This is a genomic window from Nonomuraea sp. NPDC050394, from assembly GCF_044459065.1.
GTDB lineage: Bacteria > Actinomycetota > Actinomycetes > Streptosporangiales > Streptosporangiaceae > Nonomuraea.
The window spans coordinates 1,620,627-1,641,190 of sequence record NZ_JBITIO010000001.1; the positions used below are offsets into that span (position 1 = coordinate 1,620,627).

21 protein-coding genes are annotated in these 20,564 nt (G+C 70.6%); 9 read left to right on the forward strand and 12 right to left on the reverse strand.

Annotated features, from left to right (window positions below):
* Nucleotides 1-221 precede the first annotated feature (221 nt).
* The 3 genes from ACIBKY_RS07885 to ACIBKY_RS07895 form a co-directional block, all read right to left on the reverse strand.
* The gene (locus tag ACIBKY_RS07885; protein ID WP_397095292.1) at nt 222-1,151 is read right to left on the reverse strand and encodes a tyrosine recombinase XerC; all 930 of its coding nucleotides are present in this window, start codon (nt 1,149-1,151) and stop codon (nt 222-224) included.
* Nucleotides 1,152-1,184: 33 nt separating this feature from the next.
* Nucleotides 1,185-1,649: a murein hydrolase activator EnvC family protein gene (locus tag ACIBKY_RS07890; protein ID WP_397095293.1), complete on the reverse strand. Its 465-nt coding sequence runs from the start codon at nt 1,647-1,649 to the stop codon at nt 1,185-1,187.
* 137 nt (nt 1,650-1,786) lie between these two features.
* Nucleotides 1,787-3,247 carry an MFS transporter gene (locus ACIBKY_RS07895; RefSeq protein WP_397095295.1) on the reverse strand — a complete coding sequence of 487 codons (1,461 nt, stop codon included), beginning with the start codon at nt 3,245-3,247 and terminating at the stop codon, nt 1,787-1,789.
* A gap of 103 nt (nt 3,248-3,350) precedes the next feature.
* Here ACIBKY_RS07895 and ACIBKY_RS07900 point away from each other — a divergent pair, with 103 nt between their 5' ends.
* The 6 genes from ACIBKY_RS07900 to ACIBKY_RS07925 all read left to right on the forward strand — a co-directional run bounded on the left by ACIBKY_RS07900 (nt 3,351) and on the right by ACIBKY_RS07925 (nt 8,595).
* Complete coding sequence (locus ACIBKY_RS07900; RefSeq protein WP_397095297.1) at nt 3,351-3,959, forward strand: ArsR/SmtB family transcription factor; 609 nt, start codon at nt 3,351-3,353, stop codon at nt 3,957-3,959.
* 205 nt (nt 3,960-4,164) lie between these two features.
* Nucleotides 4,165-5,148, forward strand: coding sequence for a 30S ribosomal protein S2 (rpsB, locus tag ACIBKY_RS07905; RefSeq protein WP_397095299.1), 984 nt, complete (start codon nt 4,165-4,167; stop codon nt 5,146-5,148).
* Between the two features lie 265 nt (nt 5,149-5,413).
* Complete coding sequence (gene tsf / locus ACIBKY_RS07910) at nt 5,414-6,247, forward strand: translation elongation factor Ts (protein ID WP_397095301.1); 834 nt, start codon at nt 5,414-5,416, stop codon at nt 6,245-6,247.
* A gap of 108 nt (nt 6,248-6,355) precedes the next feature.
* Entirely contained in the window at nt 6,356-7,054 is a 699-nt protein-coding gene (gene pyrH, locus ACIBKY_RS07915) for a UMP kinase (RefSeq protein WP_379620386.1), read from the forward strand.
* A gap of 49 nt (nt 7,055-7,103) precedes the next feature.
* The gene (gene frr / locus ACIBKY_RS07920; protein ID WP_397095302.1) at nt 7,104-7,661 is read left to right on the forward strand and encodes a ribosome recycling factor; all 558 of its coding nucleotides are present in this window, start codon (nt 7,104-7,106) and stop codon (nt 7,659-7,661) included.
* Between the two features lie 94 nt (nt 7,662-7,755).
* On the forward strand, nt 7,756-8,595 hold the full coding sequence (locus ACIBKY_RS07925; protein WP_397095304.1) for a phosphatidate cytidylyltransferase: 840 nt from the start codon (nt 7,756-7,758) through the stop codon (nt 8,593-8,595).
* On the opposite strand, the gene ACIBKY_RS07930 is transcribed toward ACIBKY_RS07925, so the two are convergent.
* Complete coding sequence (locus tag ACIBKY_RS07930) at nt 8,575-9,606, reverse strand: suppressor of fused domain protein (RefSeq protein ID WP_397095305.1); 1,032 nt, start codon at nt 9,604-9,606, stop codon at nt 8,575-8,577. The two genes, ACIBKY_RS07925 and ACIBKY_RS07930, sit on opposite strands and share 21 nt — an antisense overlap.
* 111 nt (nt 9,607-9,717) lie before the next feature.
* Here ACIBKY_RS07930 and rlmN point away from each other — a divergent pair, with 111 nt between their 5' ends.
* Nucleotides 9,718-10,818, forward strand: coding sequence for a 23S rRNA (adenine(2503)-C(2))-methyltransferase RlmN (gene rlmN, locus ACIBKY_RS07935; RefSeq protein ID WP_397095307.1), 1,101 nt, complete (start codon nt 9,718-9,720; stop codon nt 10,816-10,818).
* 238 nt (nt 10,819-11,056) lie between these two features.
* Here rlmN and ACIBKY_RS07940 read toward each other — a convergent pair whose 3' ends face one another.
* Together ACIBKY_RS07940 and ACIBKY_RS07945 are read right to left on the reverse strand one after the other, a co-directional pair.
* Nucleotides 11,057-11,719, reverse strand: coding sequence for a hypothetical protein (locus tag ACIBKY_RS07940; RefSeq protein WP_397095309.1), 663 nt, complete (start codon nt 11,717-11,719; stop codon nt 11,057-11,059).
* Between the two features lie 5 nt (nt 11,720-11,724).
* Entirely contained in the window at nt 11,725-13,002 is a 1,278-nt protein-coding gene (locus ACIBKY_RS07945; RefSeq protein ID WP_397095310.1) for an ATP-binding cassette domain-containing protein, read from the reverse strand.
* Between the two features lie 120 nt (nt 13,003-13,122).
* Here ACIBKY_RS07945 and ACIBKY_RS07950 point away from each other — a divergent pair, with 120 nt between their 5' ends.
* Nucleotides 13,123-13,644, forward strand: coding sequence for a DivIVA domain-containing protein (locus tag ACIBKY_RS07950; protein ID WP_397095311.1), 522 nt, complete (start codon nt 13,123-13,125; stop codon nt 13,642-13,644).
* A 141-nt stretch (nt 13,645-13,785) separates the two neighbouring features.
* On the opposite strand, the gene ACIBKY_RS07955 is transcribed toward ACIBKY_RS07950, so the two are convergent.
* Nucleotides 13,786-14,427, reverse strand: coding sequence for an HAD family hydrolase (locus ACIBKY_RS07955; protein ID WP_397095313.1), 642 nt, complete (start codon nt 14,425-14,427; stop codon nt 13,786-13,788).
* 20 nt (nt 14,428-14,447) lie between these two features.
* Here ACIBKY_RS07955 and ACIBKY_RS07960 point away from each other — a divergent pair, with 20 nt between their 5' ends.
* Nucleotides 14,448-14,942 carry a GNAT family N-acetyltransferase gene (locus ACIBKY_RS07960; protein ID WP_397095315.1) on the forward strand — a complete coding sequence of 165 codons (495 nt, stop codon included), beginning with the start codon at nt 14,448-14,450 and terminating at the stop codon, nt 14,940-14,942.
* Here ACIBKY_RS07960 and ACIBKY_RS07965 read toward each other — a convergent pair.
* Genes ACIBKY_RS07965 through iolC form a run of 5 tightly spaced genes read right to left on the reverse strand, consistent with a single transcriptional unit; the run spans nt 14,902 to nt 20,445 of the window.
* Nucleotides 14,902-15,912: an AI-2E family transporter gene (locus tag ACIBKY_RS07965; protein WP_397095316.1), complete on the reverse strand. Its 1,011-nt coding sequence runs from the start codon at nt 15,910-15,912 to the stop codon at nt 14,902-14,904. The two genes, ACIBKY_RS07960 and ACIBKY_RS07965, sit on opposite strands and share 41 nt — an antisense overlap.
* Nucleotides 15,913-15,945: 33 nt before the next feature.
* Nucleotides 15,946-17,766, reverse strand: coding sequence for a 3D-(3,5/4)-trihydroxycyclohexane-1,2-dione acylhydrolase (decyclizing) (gene iolD, locus ACIBKY_RS07970; protein WP_397095317.1), 1,821 nt, complete (start codon nt 17,764-17,766; stop codon nt 15,946-15,948).
* Nucleotides 17,763-18,614, reverse strand: coding sequence for a 5-deoxy-glucuronate isomerase (iolB, locus tag ACIBKY_RS07975; protein ID WP_397095318.1), 852 nt, complete (start codon nt 18,612-18,614; stop codon nt 17,763-17,765). The genes iolD and iolB overlap by 4 nt, the downstream gene beginning before the upstream one ends.
* Nucleotides 18,611-19,516 carry a deoxyribose-phosphate aldolase gene (locus ACIBKY_RS07980; RefSeq protein WP_397095320.1) on the reverse strand — a complete coding sequence of 302 codons (906 nt, stop codon included), beginning with the start codon at nt 19,514-19,516 and terminating at the stop codon, nt 18,611-18,613. The genes iolB and ACIBKY_RS07980 overlap by 4 nt, the downstream gene beginning before the upstream one ends.
* On the reverse strand, nt 19,513-20,445 hold the full coding sequence (gene iolC / locus ACIBKY_RS07985) for a 5-dehydro-2-deoxygluconokinase (RefSeq protein WP_397095322.1): 933 nt from the start codon (nt 20,443-20,445) through the stop codon (nt 19,513-19,515). Before iolC ends, ACIBKY_RS07980 begins: the two co-directional genes overlap by 4 nt.
* Nucleotides 20,446-20,564: the final 119 nt, after the last annotated feature.

Sequence of the window (20,564 nt, forward strand, 5' to 3'; positions counted from 1 at the left end):
GTGCGGGGTGCGGGGTGCGGGGTGCGGGGTGCGGGGTGCGGGGTGCGGGGTGCGGGGTGCGGGGTGCGGGGTGCGGGGTGCGGGGTGCGGGGTGCGGGGTGCGGGGGGTTTTGGGTGATGTCTCAGCCGTGGTCCGGCGCTTGGGAGGTGGTGTCGGGTTGTGGGCAGCGCGAACGGGGCCCGGGGTGGAGCGAGCAGGCCAGGGGTTGGTGGGGGTGTGGCTAGGCGCGGGGGTGGGCTTGGCGGTAGGCGGCTCGGAGGCGGTCTATGGAGACGTGGGTGTAGATCTGGGTGGTGTTCAGGGAGGAGTGGCCCAGGAGTTCTTGCACGCTGCGCAGGTCGGCGCCGCCTTCCAGGAGGTGGGTGGCGGCGCTGTGGCGTAGGCCGTGGGGGCTCAGGTCTGGGGCGCCCTCTACCTGGCGCAGGCGGGTGTGGACGACGCGGCGGACGGTGCCGGGGTCGATGCGTCCGCCTCTTGTGCCCAGGAAGAGGGCGTTGGCGGACTTGGGGGTGCTCCAGAGAGGACGGGCGTTGACGCACCACAGGTCGACGGCTCGTAGGGCGGGGAGGCCGAAGGGGACGGTGCGTTCCTTGCGGCCCTTGCCCACTACCCGGATCACGTGGCGGGTGCGGTCCATGTCGTCCACGTCCAGGGAGCACAGTTCGCTGACGCGGATGCCGGTGGCGTAGAGGAGTTCGAGGATCGCCTGGTCGCGCAGCGACTTGGGGGTCGTGTCGTCCGCTGGGGTCAGGGCGGCCTGGGCCTGGGGCTGGTCCAGTACGGCGGGCAGTGTTCTCGGCGCCTTGGCGCTGCCCAGCAGGAGGCCCGGGTCGGTGGAGATCCGGCCTTGGCGGTGGCAGAACGCGGTGAAAGTCCTCGCACATGCGGTACGGCGGGCCAGCGTCGCCCGGGACAGCCCTTCGGTGTGCTGGGCGGCCAGCCAGTGCCGGAGCGTGGCTATGTTCAGGCCGGTCAGCCACGCTTCGCCGTTGTCCTGCTCCCTCAGGTGGCGCAGGAGCGAGGTCACGTCCGAGACGTAGGCGCGGATGGTGTGGGGGGACAGGTCGCGCTCCAGCCTGAGGTGGCGTTCGAACGCGGTGATGATCTCCGCCGCCTCGTCGTCGGGCTGGCTGGGTGCTCCGGTCGGCATGGTCTTACTCTGCCCCGATCTGAGCCTCTTCGCTCATGGCCAGTGCGGGAGGAGACGGACCAGGCCCGTGCCGGTCAGGAGGAGGGGATCCAGGTAGCGGCGTTCGCGCAGGAGGCCCCAGTGGAGGCAGTGCTGCCGGCAGTGGGGCGGGTCGAGGCCCTGGAGGGTGCCTATCGGGGTGCCGGTGGTGACCTGCTGGCCCGCGCGCACCGAGGGGAGGACGGGGAGGTACGTGGTGCGCAGGCCGTTGGGGTGGTGGACGGTGACCACGCCGCGGCCGGCCAGCTGGTCCGCGTAGCCGATGGTGCCTGGGCCCGCTGCGTGTACGGCGGTGCCCGGGTCGGCCCGCAGGTCGACGCCGCGGTGGCCGGACAGCCATGGGGCCGGGGGCGGGGCGAAGCGGCGTATCACCCCGTGATCGGTCAGGGGCCACTGCCAGGTCACCGCCTCAGGGGAGGGGGCGAGGGCCAGGAGGAGGGCGAGCGAGGCGCGAATCATGGCGGTCAGGATGGGGGAGCGGCCCCGGCGCGCGAGGGGGTGAACGGGGTTCTGTGGACAGACCCCTCCGGTCAGCGGGCCTGTGGACAGCGACCCCACCCCGAACCGGGCCACGCCCCCACGGCCGCGGCGTGGGTCTACATCAGTGAGCGCATCTTGACCAGGGTGAGCTCGTAGATAGCCGGTCCCATCGTCTGGTCGACGCGTCCAGCCGGCACATGACCGCGCCGGCCGTACCCGAAAGAGCTGTACCCGGAAGAGCTGTACCCGGAAGAGCCGCGCCCGGGAGAGATGTATCCGGGCGGGTTCACCGCGGAAGATGGGCGTGCCCACATGGACGTCCGCGACGGCACCGCCCCGGACCGCGGCCGGGCGGAGCCGAGCTCGGAACCCCGCAACGGCGAAGCCCAGATCCAGAGGGCGCTCAGCGCGATCCCCGCCGCGCACACGAGGATGACCGCCCGCAGCCCCACCACCTCGGCCAGCACGCCACCCACGAGACCGCCCACCGCCAGCACTCCCTGTACCGCGAACGTGAACGTGGAGTTGACCCGTCCCCGCAGCTCAGCCGGGGCTTCACGGAGCTGCACCGCCCCCATGCAGGTGGCGAAGGTCACGACCAGCATCCCGGTTGCCACACCGCTGACGGCCATGGCGAGGACCTTCCACCACATCGGCCCGCCGATCAGCCCGATCGTCAGGAAGTCGATGGGGAAGAGCACCACGGACCACTTGAGCAGCCGGTTCGTCCCGGTACGCCGGTTCAGGCGGGCGGTCAGCCATGCTCCCAGCAGCCCTCCGACCCCCGACAACGCCACCAGCACGCCGATCAGGCCCTTGGGAATGGCCAGGACGTTGACCAGGTAGAGCATGTAGACGGCCGTGTAGGCCATGGCGAAGAAGTTGATGGTCACGCCGGCCCCCAGCAGGGCGCGCAGCGAGGGGTTCGAGAGGCAGGCGCGCAGGCCTTCGCCGACGTCGCGCAGCATGCCGCGCGAGGCGGCGGGGGTGTGTGACTCGGGGGTGCGGATACGGCCCATCAGCAAGGCGGACAGCAGGAACGACACCCCCTCCACCAGTACGGCGAGCGGCGCCGTCAGCACCTGCACCAGCAGCCCGCCGAGCCCGGGACCGGCCACGGAGGCGACCGAGTACGACGCCTGCAGGCCGGCCATGGCCTCGGTGCGCAGGCCGGCGGGTACGACGGTGGCCAGGTGGGGGAAGCCGGCGGCGCGGAAGACGACCCCGGCGGTGCCGATGACGAACGCGACGACTACCAGCAGCGGCACGCTCAGCACCCCGAGCAGCCACGCGGCCGGTACGGCCAGCGCCGCCGCGGCGGACACCAGTTCGCAGCCGATCATCAGCGGCCGGTGCCTGCGCAGGCGGTCGGAGACGGCCCCCGCCTGCAGGCCGAACAGCAGCGCGGGCGCGAAGGCGGCGGCCGTGAGCAGGCCCATCTGCGACGGGCTCGCGGCGAGCAGTGTGATGCCGGTGAGCGGCACCGCCAGCTTGGACACCTCCGTCCCGGCGACCGAGATCGTCCGGGAGGCCCAGAGAAGGCGGTAGTCGGGCCGGCGGCGCAAGGGGACGGTCATGAGCTCCTCCAAAGACTGTGAAGGAAACCCTTCACAACTATGAAGATAATCCTTCATAACTGTGAAGGCAATACTTCAGATCTCATCCGGGTACGGTTTGCACATGACCGAGCGGAGCTCCGTGCTCAGTGACCCCAAGGTGATGCGCGCGCTGGCCCACCCCGCCCGCCTGGAGATGCTGAACCGGCTGCAGGTCGAGGGACCCTCGACGGCCACCGAGATCGCGGAGTTCGCCGGAGTCACCCCGAGCGCCGCCAGCTACCACCTGCGCATGCTGGCGAAGTACGGCTTCGTGGAGGACGCCCCGCCCCGCGCCGACGGCAGGGAACGCGTGTGGCGCTCGACCGGCCAAGGGCTGAGCGTGTCCACGGAACCGGACGACGCGCCAGAACTGCGCGCCGCCAAGGAACTGCTGATCCACACCGTCTACGACGAGGCCCACGCCGACCTGAAGCGGTCGATGGGCCAGGTGGACCGCGAGCCGCGGGAGTGGCGGGCGGGATCGACCTGGCGGCGGAAGTTCCTGCACATCGGGCCGGAGGAGATGCGCCTCCTGGGCGAGCGGCTGGAGGCGCTTCTGGCGCCCTATCAGGCGGGGTCGCGGGAGGACGCGCCGGACGACGCGCGTACCGTGGTCGTGCAGTACTCCATCTACCTGCGCCCCGAGCGTCCGGTGCCCGGATTGCCCACGGAGGACCACGACGCCGTCTGACCCGTGAGGTCAGCGCGGGAGGTAGACTTTCCGATGGCCTGTCACTGACGGGCCGACTTCGCATGCCTCACCGCGAGCCGATCCCTCGGTCCGGGCCGCAAGGTTCCGGCTGGAGCGGCTCAGGGGCATCAGGGCGGCAGTGCCCGGCTGCCGCGACACAACCGAGAATCGCGCCGCACGGCGCGCCGACCTGGAGGACCAGCACATGGCCCCCGTCGTCACCATGCGACAGCTGCTTGAGAGCGGCGTTCACTTCGGACACCAGACTCGTCGCTGGAACCCGAAGATGAAGCGCTTCATCTTCACCGAGCGCAACGGCATCTACATCATCGACCTGCAGAAGTCGCTGGCGTTCATCGACCGCGCCTACGACTTCGTCAAGGAGACCGTCGCCCACGGCGGCACGGTTCTGTTCATCGGCACCAAGAAGCAGGCCCAGGAGGCCATCGCCGAGCAGGCCGCCCGCGTCGGCATGCCGTATGTCAACCAGCGCTGGCTGGGCGGCATGCTCACCAACTTCTCCACCGTGCACAAGAGGCTTCAGCGTCTGAAGGAGCTCGAGGAGCTCGACTTCGACAACGTCGCCGCTTCGGGGCTCACCAAGAAGGAGCTCCTCATGCGCCGCCGCGAGAAGGAGAAGCTGGAGCGCACGCTCGGCGGTATCCGTGACATGGGCCGCGTGCCCAGCGCGGTGTGGATCGTCGACACCAAGAAGGAGCACATCGCGATCTCGGAGGCCAAGAAGCTTGGCATCCCGGTCGTCGCGATCCTCGACACCAACTGCGACCCCGACGAGGTCGACTACCCGATCCCGGGCAACGACGACGCCATCCGTGCCGTCGGCCTGCTGACCCGCGTCGTCGCCGACGGTGTCGCCGCCGGTCTGATGGCCCGCTCCGGCGCCGCCCGCGGCGACGAGAAGCCGGCCGCCGCCGAGCCGCTGGCCGAGTGGGAGCGCGAGCTCATCGAGCAGGGCGCCGCCGCCGAGGCCGCCACTGAGGCGGTCACCGAGGCCGCTCCCGAGGCTGCCGCCGAGGTCGCCCCCGCGGCCGCCGACGAGGTCGCCGTTGAGGACGCCGACGTCGCCGCCGAGGCTGTGGCCGAGGACGAGGCCGAGGTCGTCGCCGAGGCTGAGGCCGCTCCCGCCGAGGCCGAGGCCGGCGTCGAGAACGAGACCGAGAAGGCCTGAAGGTCCCGCACGAGCGGGCCCGCCGCCCGACGACCCGAACGCGGGGTCGCGGGGCGCGGCGGGCTCGCGAAGGCGGTCCCGGCCCGCGCGAGCGGCGCCGGAGGTCTGCGCGCAAAGCAAAGATCCAAGGCTCCTGGTACGGCTCCCGCGGGTCGTGCCGACCAGCCGGCGGCGACAGCCGTACCGGCACAGAAGGCTTGAAGGGTGGGTGGCCGGATCCCGGCGCCCACCCGATCCACGACGAAGATCCCACGAGGAAAAAGCAATGGCTTCCGTGAACATGGCCGACGTCAAGCGGCTTCGCGAGCTCACCGCCGCCGGCATGATGGACTGCAAGAAGGCGCTCGAGGAGGCCGAGGGCGACTTCGACCGCGCCGTTGAGATCCTGCGCCTCAAGGGCGCCAAGGACGTCGGCAAGCGCGAGTCGCGCACCGCCTCCAACGGCCTGGTCGCGCTCAAGCAGGACGGCGACAGCGCCGCGGCGCTGCTCGAGCTCAACTGCGAGACCGACTTCGTGGCCAAGGCCGAGCGCTTCCAGGAGCTCGCGGCCGAGGTCGTCGACCACATCCTGACCACCCGCCCGGCCGACGTGCCCGCGCTGCTCACCTCCGAGTACAACGGCAAGAGCGTCCAGAACCACCTCGACGACGCCAACGTCGCGCTCGGCGAGAAGATCGAGATCCGCCGCTTCGCGGTGCTCGAGGGCGGCTACGTCGGCGCGTACATGCACAAGACCGACCCGCAGCTCCCGCCGGCGGTCGGCGTGCTCGTGCAGCTCGACAAGCCCAACGCCGACGTCGCCAAGGACATCGCCCAGCACGCCGCGGCGATGGCGCCGAAGTACCTCAAGGCCGAGGACGTCCCCGCCGACGTCATCGAGAAGGAGCGCGCGCTCTTCGAGGAGATGACGCGCGACGAGGGTAAGCCCGAGGCCGCGATCTCCAAGATCGTCGACGGTCGCGTCAACGGCTGGTACAAGGACTTCACGCTCCTGCAGCAGGCGTTCGTGAAGGACAACAAGAAGTCCATCGCCAAGTACGCCGCCGAGAACGGCGTCGAGGTGCTCGGCTTCGTTCGCTTCAAGGTGGGTCAGGCTTAGGCTTAGTCAAGCCCTCAGCCCCACATCAGAACCACCTACCGAGGAGGCCGCCGCGTGCAGGAGAACCAGGAGCCAGCTACGTCGGCGGCTTCTTCGTATAGAAGGGTCATGCTGAAGCTGTCGGGCGAGGCGTTCGCCGGCGGCGAGGAGATGGGCATCGACCCGGTCGTCGTCGGCCACCTGGCCGACTCGATCGCCGAGGCGGTGCGCGAGGGCGTGCAGGTCGCCGTGGTCGTCGGCGGCGGCAACATGTTCCGCGGCGCCACCCTGTCGCAGGGCGGAATGGACCGTGCCCGCGCCGACTACATGGGCATGCTCGGCACGGTCATCAACTGCCTCGCCCTGCAGGACTTCCTGGAGAAGCGCGGCGTCGAGACCCGCGTGCAGACCGCGATCACGATGCAGCAGGTGGCCGAGCCGTTCCTGCCGCGTCGCGCGATCAGGCACCTGGAGAAGGGCCGCGTGGTCATCTTCGGCGCCGGGCTCGGCACCCCGTACTTCTCCACCGACACGTGCGCGGCGCAGCGCGCGCTGGAGATCGGCGCCGAGGCGCTGCTGAAGGGCACGCAGGTGGACGGGGTCTACGACTCCGACCCGCGGAAGAACCCGGACGCCGTGCGGTTCGACCACCTGGACTACGCAGAGGTCCTGGTACGCGATCTGACGGTCATGGACCAGACCGCGATCAGCCTGTGCAAGGAGAACGACCTGCCCATCGTGGTCTTCGACCTGATGGGTGAGGGCAACATCCTGCGGGCGGTCCGCGGTGAGAAGATCGGCACGCTGGTGAGTCCGGCAGGCAAGTAGAACGGGAGCCCACCCTACGGACGGGCGACCAAAACAGCAGGGAGCCGCTGTGATCGACGAAACCCTCCTCGAAGCCGAGGAAAAGATGGACAAGGCTGTCTCGGTCGCGAAGGAGGACTTCGCGAGTATCCGCACGGGCCGAGTCACGCCGTCGATGTTCAACAAGATCAACGCCGACTACTACGGTTCGCCGACTCCGATCCAGCAGCTGGCCTCGTTCCACGTGCCCGAGGCCCGCATGGTCATCCTCCAGCCCTTCGACAAGGGCTCGATGGCCGCGATCGAGAAGGCGATCCGCGACTCCGACCTGGGCGTCAACCCGAGCAACGACGGCCAGGTGATCCGCGTGAACTTCCCCGAGCTGTCGGAGGAGCGCCGCAAGGAGTACATCAAGGTCGCGCGCACCAAGGGTGAGCACGCCAAGGTGTCGGTGCGCAACATCCGCCGCTCCGCCAAGGAGACCCTTGACAAGATGATCAAGGATGGCGACGCGGGTGAGGACGAGGTGCGCCGCGCCGAGAAGGAGCTCGACGACATCACCCAGAAGCACGTCGCCAAGATCGACGAGCTGCTCAAGCACAAGGAAGCCGAGCTGCTCGAGGTCTAGGCTCCAGTACGGCAAGCCGTGGTGCCCCCATCCCCCGCGCGGGGCTGGGGGCATTCCAGGGTGATCGGCAAGAAATCCCGGCTTGGGAGAGTCTGTGGAAGAAAGTACGGCTGGCACCAGCCCGAGCGGCGGCAGCCGTACCGGAAGGAACCTGCCCGCGGCGATCGCGGTCGGCGCCGCACTGGGCGCTTCGGTCATCGTCTCGATCTACACCATCAAGGAGATCTTCCTCCTCGTGGTGGTGGCGGCGGTCGGCGTCGGTGTGATGGAGCTGGTCAAGGCGTTCGGCACGCGGGGCATCGTGGTGCCGTTGGCACCGGCGCTGGTGGGCACGGCGGGCATGCTGGCCGGGGCGTACTGGGGCGGCGCGGTCTCGCTGGTGGGCACGTTCGCGGTGTTCGTGTTCGTGATGCTGATCTGGCGGATGTTCAGCTCGGGCACCGACGGGTACGTGCGCGACGCCACCGCGTCGGTGTTCACCCTGGTCTATCCGGCGCTGCTGGCGGGCTTCATCGGGCTGCTGCTGTCGCCGCAGGACGGCGCGGACCGGGTGCTGATCTTCATCGCGGTGACCGTGGCCAGCGACATCGGCGGATATTTCGCCGGGGTGCTGTTCGGCCGGCACAAGATGTCGATCATCAGCCCGAAGAAGACCTGGGAGGGTTTCGCCGGATCGGTGCTCGCCTGTGTGGGTGTCGGGGCGTGGCTGGTCATCTGGCGCATGGACGGGGAGTTCTGGCAGGGCGCGCTGATCGGGGTACTGGCGGCGGCGCTGGCCACGATCGGCGACCTGATCGAGTCGATGATCAAGCGTGATCTCGGCATCAAGGACCTCGGCACGATCCTGCCCGGCCACGGCGGGCTCATGGACCGGCTCGACTCGCTGGTCACGACGCTGGTGCCGATCTGGCTGCTACTGGCGCTGTTCTTCTAATGCCGCGGTGGTGACGGGCACGAGCCACAGCCACCGTACGGCCTCACCTCCGAACGCGAACCCCGACATGTCGGGGAAGTCCGGCGGGTCGGCCAGCATGAGCACGCCCGAATAGTCGGCCCCGAGCGGAAACGTGGACGGGTCGTGATACCACTGCGCGGTGTGCCCGTGCCCGAGCCAGGTGACCGAATGCCACGGGTACTGCGCCAGCCAGACCAGCACCAGCGCCACCTCCCGCGGATCCTGGCGGGTGGCGACGGCCAGCTCGATCCGCGAGTACGCGCGCGGCCGGTCGATCCACTGCTCGACCGTCGGCATGCGCTGGCAGCTCATCCCGACCGTGGACAGCACGGTGAACTCGCGCTCGCCGAACGGGGGCCGCTCGGTGATGCCGACCGTGGGCAGGCGATCGCCGCTGGCGTCCCAGTAGCGGCCGGCGGGGCCGAGGGTGCGGTCGAGGTGGCCCATCACGAACTGCTGGAACGCCGGCCACGACCCCTCGCGGTGCCGCCAGCGCCAGTAGGAGCGGGCGTTGGAGATGCGGGGCAGCAGTCCTTCGAGCGCCTCCGGCAGCGACCAGGCGAACGGGGTCTCGCCTATGGCGTCGCGGGCGTACCCGGGCATGCCCCTGGACATGTCGGCCCAGCCGGGGATGACGGCCAGCAGGTCGTCGTTCTCGTAGACGGCGACGCCGTCCCCCTCCTCGAACCACAGCGCGCTGAGCTGACCGAGCGGGCGGCGGCCGCCGGGGTGGACGGTGTTGGCGTGGGGCATGACGGGCGGCAGGCCGGCGTTGATGCGGCTCAGGTCGACCGCGCCGGGCGCCTTGCGGTGGTTGGCCAGCCAGACGGCGCCGTGGACCGTGCCATCCGGCGCGCACAGGTAAGCGACCGAGGCGTCCTCGTCCCGCTCGATCACCAGGGTGCGGCTCCCGTAGGGGTTGCCGGCCACGAGGACGACCTCGGCCTGGGTGTGCTCACCCGGCTGCTCACCCGCCCGATAAATCGCCATACGAGATGACTGTAGATCGCCGCCCGATCACAGGCGAGAGGCCGTAGGAATGACAAACGCGGGCGAGACGTTCACTACCCTGGTCGGTAACCGTCGAGATGAGGCAGGAACGTGTCCCAGCAGCCAGGCCAGCTCACCTTCGTAGCGCCCCGCCGGGCCAAGCCCGCGCGGCACCTGGCGGACCTCACGATGGCCGAGCGCCGCGCCGCCGTGGCCGAGCTCGGTGAGAAGCCGTTCCGCGCCGACCAGCTCTCGCGCCACTACTTCACGCACCTGACCTCCGACGTCGAGGCGATGACCGACCTGCCCGCCCCGGCCAGGGAGAAGCTGTCGGCATTGCTGCCCCCGCTGCTGACCTCGGTGCGCGAGCTCACCACCGACCAGGGCACCACCCGCAAGATGTTGTGGCGGCTGTTCGACGGCGCGCTGGTCGAGTCGGTGCTCATGCGCTACCCCGACCGCGCCACGATCTGCGTGTCCTCGCAGGCCGGATGCGGCATGAACTGCCCCTTCTGCGCCACCGGCCAGGCCGGCCTGACCCGCAACATGTCCACCGCGGAGATCGTCGAACAGGTCGTCGCCGGCGCCCGCACCATGGCCGCAGGCGAGGTGCCCGGCGGCCCCGGCCGGATCAACAACGTCGTCTTCATGGGCATGGGCGAACCGCTGGCCAACTACAAGCAGGTCATCGGCGCCGTCCGCCGCATGGTCGAACCCGCACCCGACGGCCTCGGCATCTCCGCGCGCGGCGTGACGGTCTCGACCGTCGGCCTCGTCCCGGCGATCGGCAAGCTCGCCGACGAGGGGCTGCCGGTGACGCTCGCGCTGTCGCTGCACGCGCCCGACGACGAACTGCGTGACACGCTGGTGCCGATCAACACACGCTGGAAGGTCGCCGAGGTGCTGGACGCCGCGTGGGCGTACGCGGCCAAGACGAAGCGCCGGGTGTCGATCGAGTACGCGCTGATCAAGGACATCAACGACCACGAGTGGCGGGCTGACCTGCTGGGCAAGCTGGTCAAGAACAAACTGGTGCACGTCAACCTGATCCCGCTCAACCCGACGCCGGGCTCCAAGTGGACCGCCTCACGGCCGGAGGACGAGCGCGCGTTCGTGCGCCGCCTGCAGTTCCACGGCGTGCCGGTCACCGTCCGCGACACCCGCGGCCGCGAAATCGACGGCGCCTGCGGCCAACTCGCCGCCGCCGAGTAACCGATTCTCTTCTCACGCCGCCCTTCCGCGACGCTCTCTCTTCTCACGCCGCCCATCCGTCACCCCGCCGTTTTTCACACCTCCATCCGTTACGGCTCCGCCACCCCCACGCCACCCGCCGTCGTGCGCGGGCGTCGATCGGGGGGATCGCTTCTCACGTCGGACGTGGTCCCCACCGCAACGGCCACGTTGACCCGCGAAGGGTGGAAGCGGTGACCGGCCAAGAAAGGGGGGGGCGTTATGGGCGGGTGCGGCGTAGCCAGGCGTACCAGGCGAGGCCTGCCACGCACCACGCCAGTGAGATGGCACCCAGGGCTGGGAGGTCCGAGGGCAGGGCGCCCGATCCTGCCGCCTTCAGCCAGGCCGTGACCGGGACCGTCAGCCAGTAGGCCGGGGTGATGCTGATCAGCAGCATGGCCAGGTAGCCGAAGAGCAGCGCCATGATGGACAGGGCGGGGGAGGGCAGGATCACCCGGCTCGTCAGCGCGCCCAGTGCCAGCCCGGCCAGCGCCGCCAGTGCGTGCAGGACCGTCACGGCGAACAGCACGTCGGTCGTCGGCCCGGCCTCCAGCCCCATCAGCAGGCCGCAGGCCAGTGCCAGAGTGGCGAAGACCGTGTTCACCGCCAAGGCCGCCAGGAGGCCGCCGGTCAGTTCGCGGGTGCGTGTTCCCGCTGTGGTGGCCGAGATGGCGCGTTGCTCGTCGGGCTCGGTGTCCAGCAGAGAGCGGGTGGCCCAGGCGAGCACCGGGATGATCAGTACCGCTGAGTCGGCCAATGCGGCGGCCTCGGAACCGACCGGCGCACGGTTGGCGTAGATGATCGCCAGCAATACCAGGATCGGGATGAGCGCCTGGTAGACCCGATGTGACCTTACATAGGCGGATATCCGGAACCTGGTCAACGCGATCACTGTGCCGCCTCCGTGGCCTCGTAACCCTCCGCGCGCATCCGTGCCAGAAACGACCCCACCTCGCCACCGGGCACCCGCACCTCCACCACCACGCCGCCCTCCACCACCACGCCGCCCTCCACCACCACGCCGCCCTCCACCACCACGCCGCCCTCCACCACTACGCCGCCCTCCAACCCGCCAAGCCGCCCGGACTCCGCCGGATGCTCGACTCCCACCGGAAGGCCAACGTCCACGCCGGGCGCAAGGCCCACGGCGGACGCGGACAAAGCCGCCCGGTCAGATGCCGCCGCTTGACGTGACGCCTCCGCCCGGTCAGATGTCGCCGCATGTTCGGACATCGCCGCTCGACTGGACGCCGCCGCCGCGCGATCGTGGTCCGGAACGGGGCCTGGTGTGTGGCTCAGCGTGTGGGCCGGGGTGAGGCCGGGTGTCTGGTCGGGCAGGTGGCCGAGCGTGTGGTCCGGAATGGGGCCGGGTGTGTGGCTCGGCGTGTGGTGCTGGCTGGTGCCCGGTGTGTGGGCCGGGGTGAGGACGGGTGTCTGATCAGGCGCGTGGCCGAGCGTGTGGTCGGGCACGGGATCGGGCGCATGGTTCGGGACGAGGTGAGATGCGTGGTTCGGGACGAGGTCGGGCTCGTGGTTCGGGGTGAGGGTGGGTGGTTGGTTGTGCGGGGTTGGGGAGAGTTCTCGCAGGATGCCGTCGGTCAGTGTCCAGTGGCGGAGGGAGGGGAGGCCGTGCAGGCCTGCCTCGTGGTCGCCCGCTACCACGATGGTGCCGCGGGCGGCCAGTTCGGTCACGATCGCGGGCAGGGCCTCGCGGGTGTCGGCGTCCAGGCCGGCGAAGGGTTCGTCGAGGAGGAGCAGGCCGGGCCGGCACATGAGTGCCTGGATGAGGGCGACCTTGTGGGCGCTGCCCTTGGACAGTTCGCGGAGCGGGAGCCGTACGAGATGGGTGAGGTTGAGGCGGTCGGCCCACGGACGCCAGGTGGCGCCGCCGCGGATGCGGGCCAGGTGGTCCAGGTAGGTGGATACGGTGAACGGTTGCGCTGCGGGGAGGTGGTCGGGGGCGTAGCCGACTGTTCTGGGGCGAGTCGTTATTGTGCCGCTTGTGGGGTGGGTCAGGCCGGCCAGCAGGCGGAGCAAGGTGGACTTCCCGGCGCCGTTCGCGCCGGTCAGCTCGATGACGTCGCCGGGGTTCAGGACGGTATCCGCGTTCCTGATCACGTCGGGGGCGCGCCGCCGGTAGCGGAACGAGACGTTGGACAGGTCCATAGTGATCCAACGGTAATGGAGTGGGTCGCATTCTCCGGATAAAGAGCCCCACAATATAGACACCCCCTCAGCACATCTCAGGAGGACCGTCGCTTGAACCGCTTTCCGCGCGTCATGGGTATGCGTTCAGGCTATGACCCCATCGACGTGGACTCGCTCATCAGCCGCATCGAGGCCACGCTCGGACGGGGCGGGCGCGAGCTGGTGCCGGTGACCGCCGACGAGGTGCGCCGGGCCACCTTCCGTGCCCGGCGCGGCGGCTACAACGAGACCGCGGTGGACTTCGCGCTGGAGGCGTTCGTCGTGGCGCTGGAGACGCGTGCGAAGACGCCGGTGCCGCTGGCCATGACCGAGCCGACCGGTGAGATGCTGCGCGAGGAGTGGTTCGAGACGCAGGCGGCGCGGGTCGAGCGGGTGGCGTTCCGGTCGGGCCGAATGGGGACCGGGTACAACGAGGACGAGATCGACGCCTTCCTGGACCGCATCGTGGCCACGCTCCGCGGCACCACCGACAACCCGCTGACCGGGCAGGCCGTGCGCGATGCCAAGTTCGCCACCGTGCTGGTCCGCCCCGGATACCTGATCGCGGACGTCGACTCGTTCCTCGCGGGCATCGCCGACGTCCTGGACCAGCGCTACTGAAGCAGCACCGGTTCAGCGCTGGTGGTGAAAGCGGCCGGTGGTGAAAGCGGCCGGTGGTGGGACGCGCTGATGATGGAGCGCCGGTGGTGAAGGCGGCCGGTGGTGGGGTGGGCTGGTGGTGGGGCGGCGGTGGCTCGGTCGCTACTGAAGGGTGGCCAGCAGGCCGTGGAGGTCGGGCTGGACGGTCTGGAGGACCGACGGGTCGGTGGGAGTCTCGGCCAGGCGGTTGATCCAGATGCGGCGCAGGCCCAGCGCGTGTGCCGGGACCATGTCGTGGATGTAGCCCTGCGCGACGTGCACCCACTCCGACGGCTCGTGTGAAGAACGGAAACGTTCGAAGTGGCCGAGGGACGGCTTGTAGCCTCCGGCGTCCTCGGCGGTGACGACCGCGTCGAAGGGTACGGGCAGCCGCCGCTGCGTCAGGCCGATGAGGTCGCGGTCGCAGTTGGTGAGCAGGGCCAGGCGCCATCCGGCCGAGCGCAGCGCGCCCAGTTCCGCGCCGACCTCGGGGAAGACGGGCCAGTAGGGGAGGGTGCGGGCGAGCACGCCGGCGTTGTCGGCGCCCAGGTCCAGGCCTTCGGAGGCGCAGGCCCGGCGGAGGGTCTCGGCCATCACCTCGCGGTAGAGCATCGTCGGCGTCTCGGTCTGGACGGCCATCTCGTGCCGGTTGTAGGCGTCGAGGAGGCGGCCGCCGTACCCGGGGAAGATCAGTTCCGCGCTGGTGGCGATCCCGTGACGCCAGTCCACCAGGGTCCCGAAGCAGTCGAATGTCACCCATCGCATGAGATCTCATAATGGGCCCTATGCCACTCACCGTGCGACCCATCGTCCCCGGCGATCTGGAACAGGTCGTCGAGATTCTGACCGCGAGCTGGGGCGATACCCACGTCATTGCGCTGACCTGGGGCGAGATGATCGACGCGAGTACGTTGCCCGGCTTCGTCGCGGTCGCCGACGACGACAGGATCGCCGGGCTGATCACCTACACCGAGCGCGACGGCAGCGTGGAGATCGTCACGATCGACGCCGTCGTCAAGGGCGCCGGGGTCGGTACGGCGCTGCTGGACGCGGTCCGCGAGGTGGCGCAGCGGCGTGGCATGCGCCGCCTGACGCTGATCACCACCAATGACAACACCCGGGCGCTGGCCTTCTACCAGCGTTACGGCTTCGACCTGGTCGCCCTGCGCCGTGACGCGATCACCCGTACCCGCGAGCTCAAGCCGAGCATCCCGGAGCTGTCGGAGGACGGCATCCCGATCAGGCATGAGCTGGAGCTCGAGCTGCCTCTCGATTCCTGATCAACGCCACGATCACCGAGGCCACCGGCGCGGCCAGGAACGCGCCGGTGATCCCGGCGACCACGCTGCCCACGGCGATCGCCAGCAGGATGACCGCGCCGGGCAGATCCAGCGCCCTCCCGTAGATCTGCGGCGCCAGCACGTGGCCCTCCACCTGCTGCACCAGGATCGTGACGCCGACCACGATCAGCGCCACCAGCCAGCCCTTGGCCACGAACGCCACCACCGCGGCGAACAACCCGGCCATGAACGCCCCCACCACCGGCAGGAACGCCCCCACGAACGTCAGTACGGCCAGCGGCAGCGCGATCGGCACACCCAGGATCCACAGGGCGATCCCGATGAAGAAGCCGTCCACGAGCCCGACCATCGCGATGCCCCGGATGTAGCGTCCGACGACGCCGAAGACGACGTCGCCCGCCTCGCGCAGGTGCGGCCTGGCCTTGACCGGCGCCAGGTCGATCAGCCAGCCGAACAGCCGGTCGCCGCCGTGGACGAAGTAGATGGCCAGGATGATCGCCAGTATCGCGCCGATCACGATCTCGCCCGCGGTGCGGACCCCGGCGATCGCTCCGGTGGCGATGGAGCGGGACTGCTCGGCCAGGTACGCCTGAACCTGCTTGGACATCTCCGACAGCCGGGTGTCGTCGAGCCCGAGCGAGCGGGCGAAGTTGTGCAGGTCGTCCAGGGCCTTGCCGAGGCTGGCGCGCAGCTGTCCGAGCCCGTCGACGGTGGCCGGGACGAGGAGCCAGAAGAAGACCCCGCCGATCACCAGCGCGCCCAGGCAGACCACGGTCGTGGCCAGGGCCCGGTTCAGCCCCTTGCCCCGCAGCCAGGTGAACGGCGGCAGCAGCAGGGCCGTGATGAACACCCCGATGATCACCGAGATGGCGACGGTCCGGATGAACCAGACGCAGTAGAGGATCACCGCGATCAGCGCGATCCATCCGAGCACCCGCCATGGCTTCATGATCAGGGCGTTCCCCCGGGCGGCGCCGCGTAATCAGTGCCGCGCGCGCCTGGCCTCCTCATAGGCGGCGCGGGCGGGGCTGCCGACCTCGGCGACCGGCACGTCCCACCAGGCCTCGGAGGAGGGCGCGTCCACGTGCGGGTCGGCCTTCACGTAGATCACGGTGGTCTCGTCGGCCGCCCGCGCGCTCTCCAGGGCCTTGCGCAGGTCGTCGCCGGTCTCGGCGCGGATCACGCGCGCGCCCAGGCTGGCGGCGTTGGCGGCCAGGTCGACCGGCAGCGGCCCGCCGTCGTAGCGGCCCGAGCCCCGGTAGCGGTAGGCGGTGCCGAGGCGTCCGGCGCCCACGCTCTCCGACAGCCGGCCGATCGAGGCGAAGCCGGAGTTGTCGACCAGCACCACGATCAGCTTGACGCCCTCGGCGACCGCCGTGACCAGCTCCTGGGCCATCATCAGGTACGAGCCGTCGCCGACCAGCACGAACACCTCGCGCTCCGGCACGGCCAGCTTGACGCCGAGCCCGCCGGCGATCTCGTAGCCCATGCAGGAGTAGCCGTATTCGACGTGGTAGGAGCCGGGGCCGCTCGGGCGCCACATCTTGTGCAGGTCGCCCGGCATCGAACCGGCCGCGCACACCACCACGCCGTCCTCGCCGGCCGCGGCGTTGACCGCGCCGATGATGGCGGGCTGGGGCAGCGGTGTGCCGTCCAGCGCGTGCGCGGCGTCGACCTGGGCGTCCCAGGCGCGGGTCAGCTCGGCCGTCATGGTGCGGTAGACGCCGGCCGTACCCCAGCCGTCGAGGGCCTCGGCGAGGTCGGCCAGGCCCGCGCGGGCGTCGGCCACCAGTTGCAGGCCCGACAGCTTGGCCGCGTCGAAGGAGGTGATGTTGAGGTTGACGACCTGCGCGTCCTGGTCGAACAGCGAGCGCGAGGCGGTGGTGAAGTCGCTGTAGCGGGTGCCGACGCCGATGATCAGGTCGGCCTCGCGGGCGAGCGCGTTGGCCGCCGTCGTGCCGGTCGCGCCGACCGCGCCGGCCGCCAGCGGGTGGCCGTACGGCAGGGCGCCCTTGCCGGCCTGCGTCTCGGCGACCGGCACGCCGTACCGCTCGGCGAAGGCGCGCAGTTCCTCCGTCGCCTCGCTGTAGATCACCCCGCCGCCCGCGACGATGAGCGGCCGGGCCGAGCGCCTGATCAGCTCGGCGGCGCGGGCGAGCGCGGCGGGTTCCGGCCGCGGCCGGCCGATGTGCCACACCCGGTGCGCGAACAACTCCTCCGGCCACTCCCACGCCTCGGCCTGCACGTCCTGCGGCAGCGCCAGCGTCACCGCGCCGGTCTCGGCCGGGTCGGTGAGCACCCGCATCGCCGCGAGCAACGCGGACGGAAGCTGCTCGGGCCGGTTGATCCGGTCCCAGTAGCGCGAGACCGGCTTGAAGGCGTCGTTGACCGACACGTCGTAGGAGCGCGGATCCTCCAGCTCCTGCAGCACCGGGTTGGCCACGCGGGTGGCGAACACGTCACCGGGCAGCAGCAGCACCGGCAGCCGGTTGATCGTCGCGCCCGCCGCCGCGGTGATCATGTTGGTGGCGCCGGGACCGACCGAGGTGGTGCAGGCGAGCGTCCGCAGCCGGTTGCTCGCCCGCGCGTAGCCCGCCGCCGCGTGCACCATGGCCTGCTCGTTCCTGCTCAGGAGGTACGGCAGCGCCGCGTCCGTGGCCAGCGCCTGCCCGAGCCCCGCCACGTTCCCGTGCCCGAAGATGCCGAAGATCCCCCCGAACATCCGGTGCTCGGCCCCGTCGCGCTCGGTGTGCTGGGCGGCGAGGAAGCGGAGGGTCGCCTGGGCGACGGTCAGCCGGATCATGAGGTCCTCCCGAACGGCAGACGAGGGTCGACCTCCTGACCGTCCCACGTGCCGCGGATCCAGGTGTGGCGCGGGTCGTCGCAGAAGGCCATGGAACGCTCGCCGGACGGCCCGGCGAGCACGTTGAGGTAGTAGAGGTCGTAGCCGGGTGCGGCCATCGACGGCCCGTGGTAGCCGTAGGGGACGAGCACCACGTCGCCGGGCGCGACCTCGGCCAGGGTGTCGATGTGGCCGCGTTCCGAGGTGTAGACGCGCTGGTAGCCGGGCCCGCCCTCGAAGTAGTAGATCTCCTCCAGCACGGCCTCGCCCGGATTGGGGGTGTCGTGCTTGTGGGGCGGATAGGACGACCAGTTGCCGCCGGGCGTCAGCACCTCGACGGCCACGAGCTTGTCGCACGCGAAGGCGGTGGGGGAGCAGAAGTTGTTGATCTGCCTGCTGGCCACGCCCGCGCCCCTGATCTCGACCGGAACCCGGTCGGCCGGGACGTGACGCGGCTCCAGCCGCCGGGTCGCGCGCGCGGCGGGCAGGGCGATGCGGCCGCTGCCGCGCAGGATCACCTCGGTGTGGATCGGCAGGTACGCGAAGTCGCTGGGCCCGGCGAAGACCGACGGACGGCCGGCCAGGTGGAAGGTGGTGATGCCGCCTTCGACCTGGTCGGCGAAGGTGATCGTGCAGGAGCCGGACAGCGGCAGGACGAGCATCTCCTCCTCGCCGGTCTCGAACGCGACCGGGGCGTCGTCGGCCAGGTCGGCCACGCGCAGCGCCGAGTAGGTCCAGCCGGCCAGCTCGGGGGTGATCTCCACGGACCACGGACCGGAGGCGGCCTTGCCGTACGGGATGTGGGTCATCGTGAGGCCTCCCTGACCAGGGTCGCGGCGCCGTCCACGGCGGCGGCGACGTCGTCGTCAGGAGGGTAGAGCAACGCGCGGCCCACGACGAGGCCCCGCACGCCCGGCAGTTCCAGGGCGCGGCCCCAGTCGGCGAAGGCGGCGTCGATGTCCGGCGGGTCGCCGCCGAGCAGGAGGGCGGGCAGCGTGGTGGCGGCCATGACCCGTTCCATCTCGGGGATCGCCGGGATCTTCAGCCACGTGTAGGCGGAGGTGGCGCCGAGTGCCTGGCCCACGCTGATGGCCCGGATGACCGCCTCGGGCGACAGGTCGTTGCGTACGGGGCCGCCGTTGGCCCGGCTGGACCAGAACGGCTCGACCATCGCCACGAGGCGCCGCTTGGCCAGGTCGGTGACGGCGTGCGCGCACGACTCCAGCGTGGCGACGGTGCCGTGGTCGGCCGGGTCGATGCGGCACAACATCTTGCCGCCGTCCAGGCGCATGGCGTCGATGGCGGCGGCGTCGAAGCCGGTGAACCGGTCGTCCAGTTCGAAGACGGCGCCCTGGATGCCGGCGCGGTTCATGGAGCCGAAGGCCAGCTTGCCCTCCAGCGCGCCGAGCAGCAGCAGGTCCTCCAGGACGTCGGGGGCGGCCAGGATGCCGTGCACGCCCGGTCGTTCCAGCGCCAGTTGCAGGCGGTCGAGCAGGTCGGGGCGGCTGGCCATCGCGTACGGCCGGTCGCGCACGCCGAGCGAGCCGCGGGCCGGGTGGTCGGCGGCGATGATCATCAGCCGCTCGCCGTCGCCGGGCAGCCCGCGCCGCTGCCGCCTGGCCGCCGCGTGCGCGATCTCCTCAGGCCGGGTTGCCCGGATCCTGGTGAGCCGCTCGTAGCGGCCGGCCCTGGTGAGCGTCAGATCTGTCATGCGCGGCCTTCCATCAGCTGGGTCACCTCGTCGGTGGTGGGCATGGCGTCGGCGCAGGCCAGCCGGGCGGCGACGAAGGCGCCGGCGGCGTTGGCGAAGCGGATCGTGCGCTCCAGCGGCCAGCCGCGCAGCAGGCCCAGGCAGATCGCGCCGCCGAAGGCGTCACCGGCGCCGATGCCGTTGACGACCTCGACCTCGACCGGCTCGGCCAGCGCCGTCTCGGTACGGCTGCGCGCGAAGACCCCCTTGGGCCCCATCTTCACGATCGCCACCTTCACCCCCGCGTCGAGCAGCGCCCGCGCGGCGGCCTCCGGGTCGCGGGTGCCGACGGCCACCTCGACCTCGTCCAGGTTGCCCACGGCGACGTCGGCCAGGGGGAGCACCTGGCGGACCGCCTCCTCGGCGGGTCCCTTCCACAGCGTGGGCCGGTAGTCGAGGTCGAACACGGTCCAGCCGGCGTCGCCGCGTGCGGCCAGGGCGGCGGCGTGCGCGGCCCGGCTGGGCTCCATGCTCAGCCCGGTGGCGCTGAACCAGAAGACCTTGGCGGCCCTGATCGCGTCGAGGTCGAGGGACTCGGGTGTGACACGCAGGTCCGGCGGGTGCTCGCCCCGGTAGAAGTAGATCGGGAAGTGGTCGGGCGGGAAGATCTCGCAGAAGGTCACGGGGGTGGGCGCCTCGGCGAAGGTGGCGACGTAGCGGTTGTCGACGCCGAATCCCGCGATGGCCGAGCGCACGTAGTCCCCGAACGGGTCGGCGCCGACCGCGGTGACCACCGCCGAGCTCAGGCCGTGGCGCGCGGCCGCGACGGCCACGTTGGTCGGGCTGCCGCCGAGGAACTTGCCGAAGCTTTCGACCTGGGCCAGTCCGACGCCTGTCTGCAGCGGATAGACGTCGACGCCGCAGCGGCCGATCGTGATCAGATCGAACAAGCTACCTCCCGGGACTCGGACCTAGCATGGCATATTGTCATGACATTCTGATGTCCGCTATGTTGCAAATTACGTCCTGCCCGAAACCCGCATATACCCCCTTTTGGGACGTTCTGGAG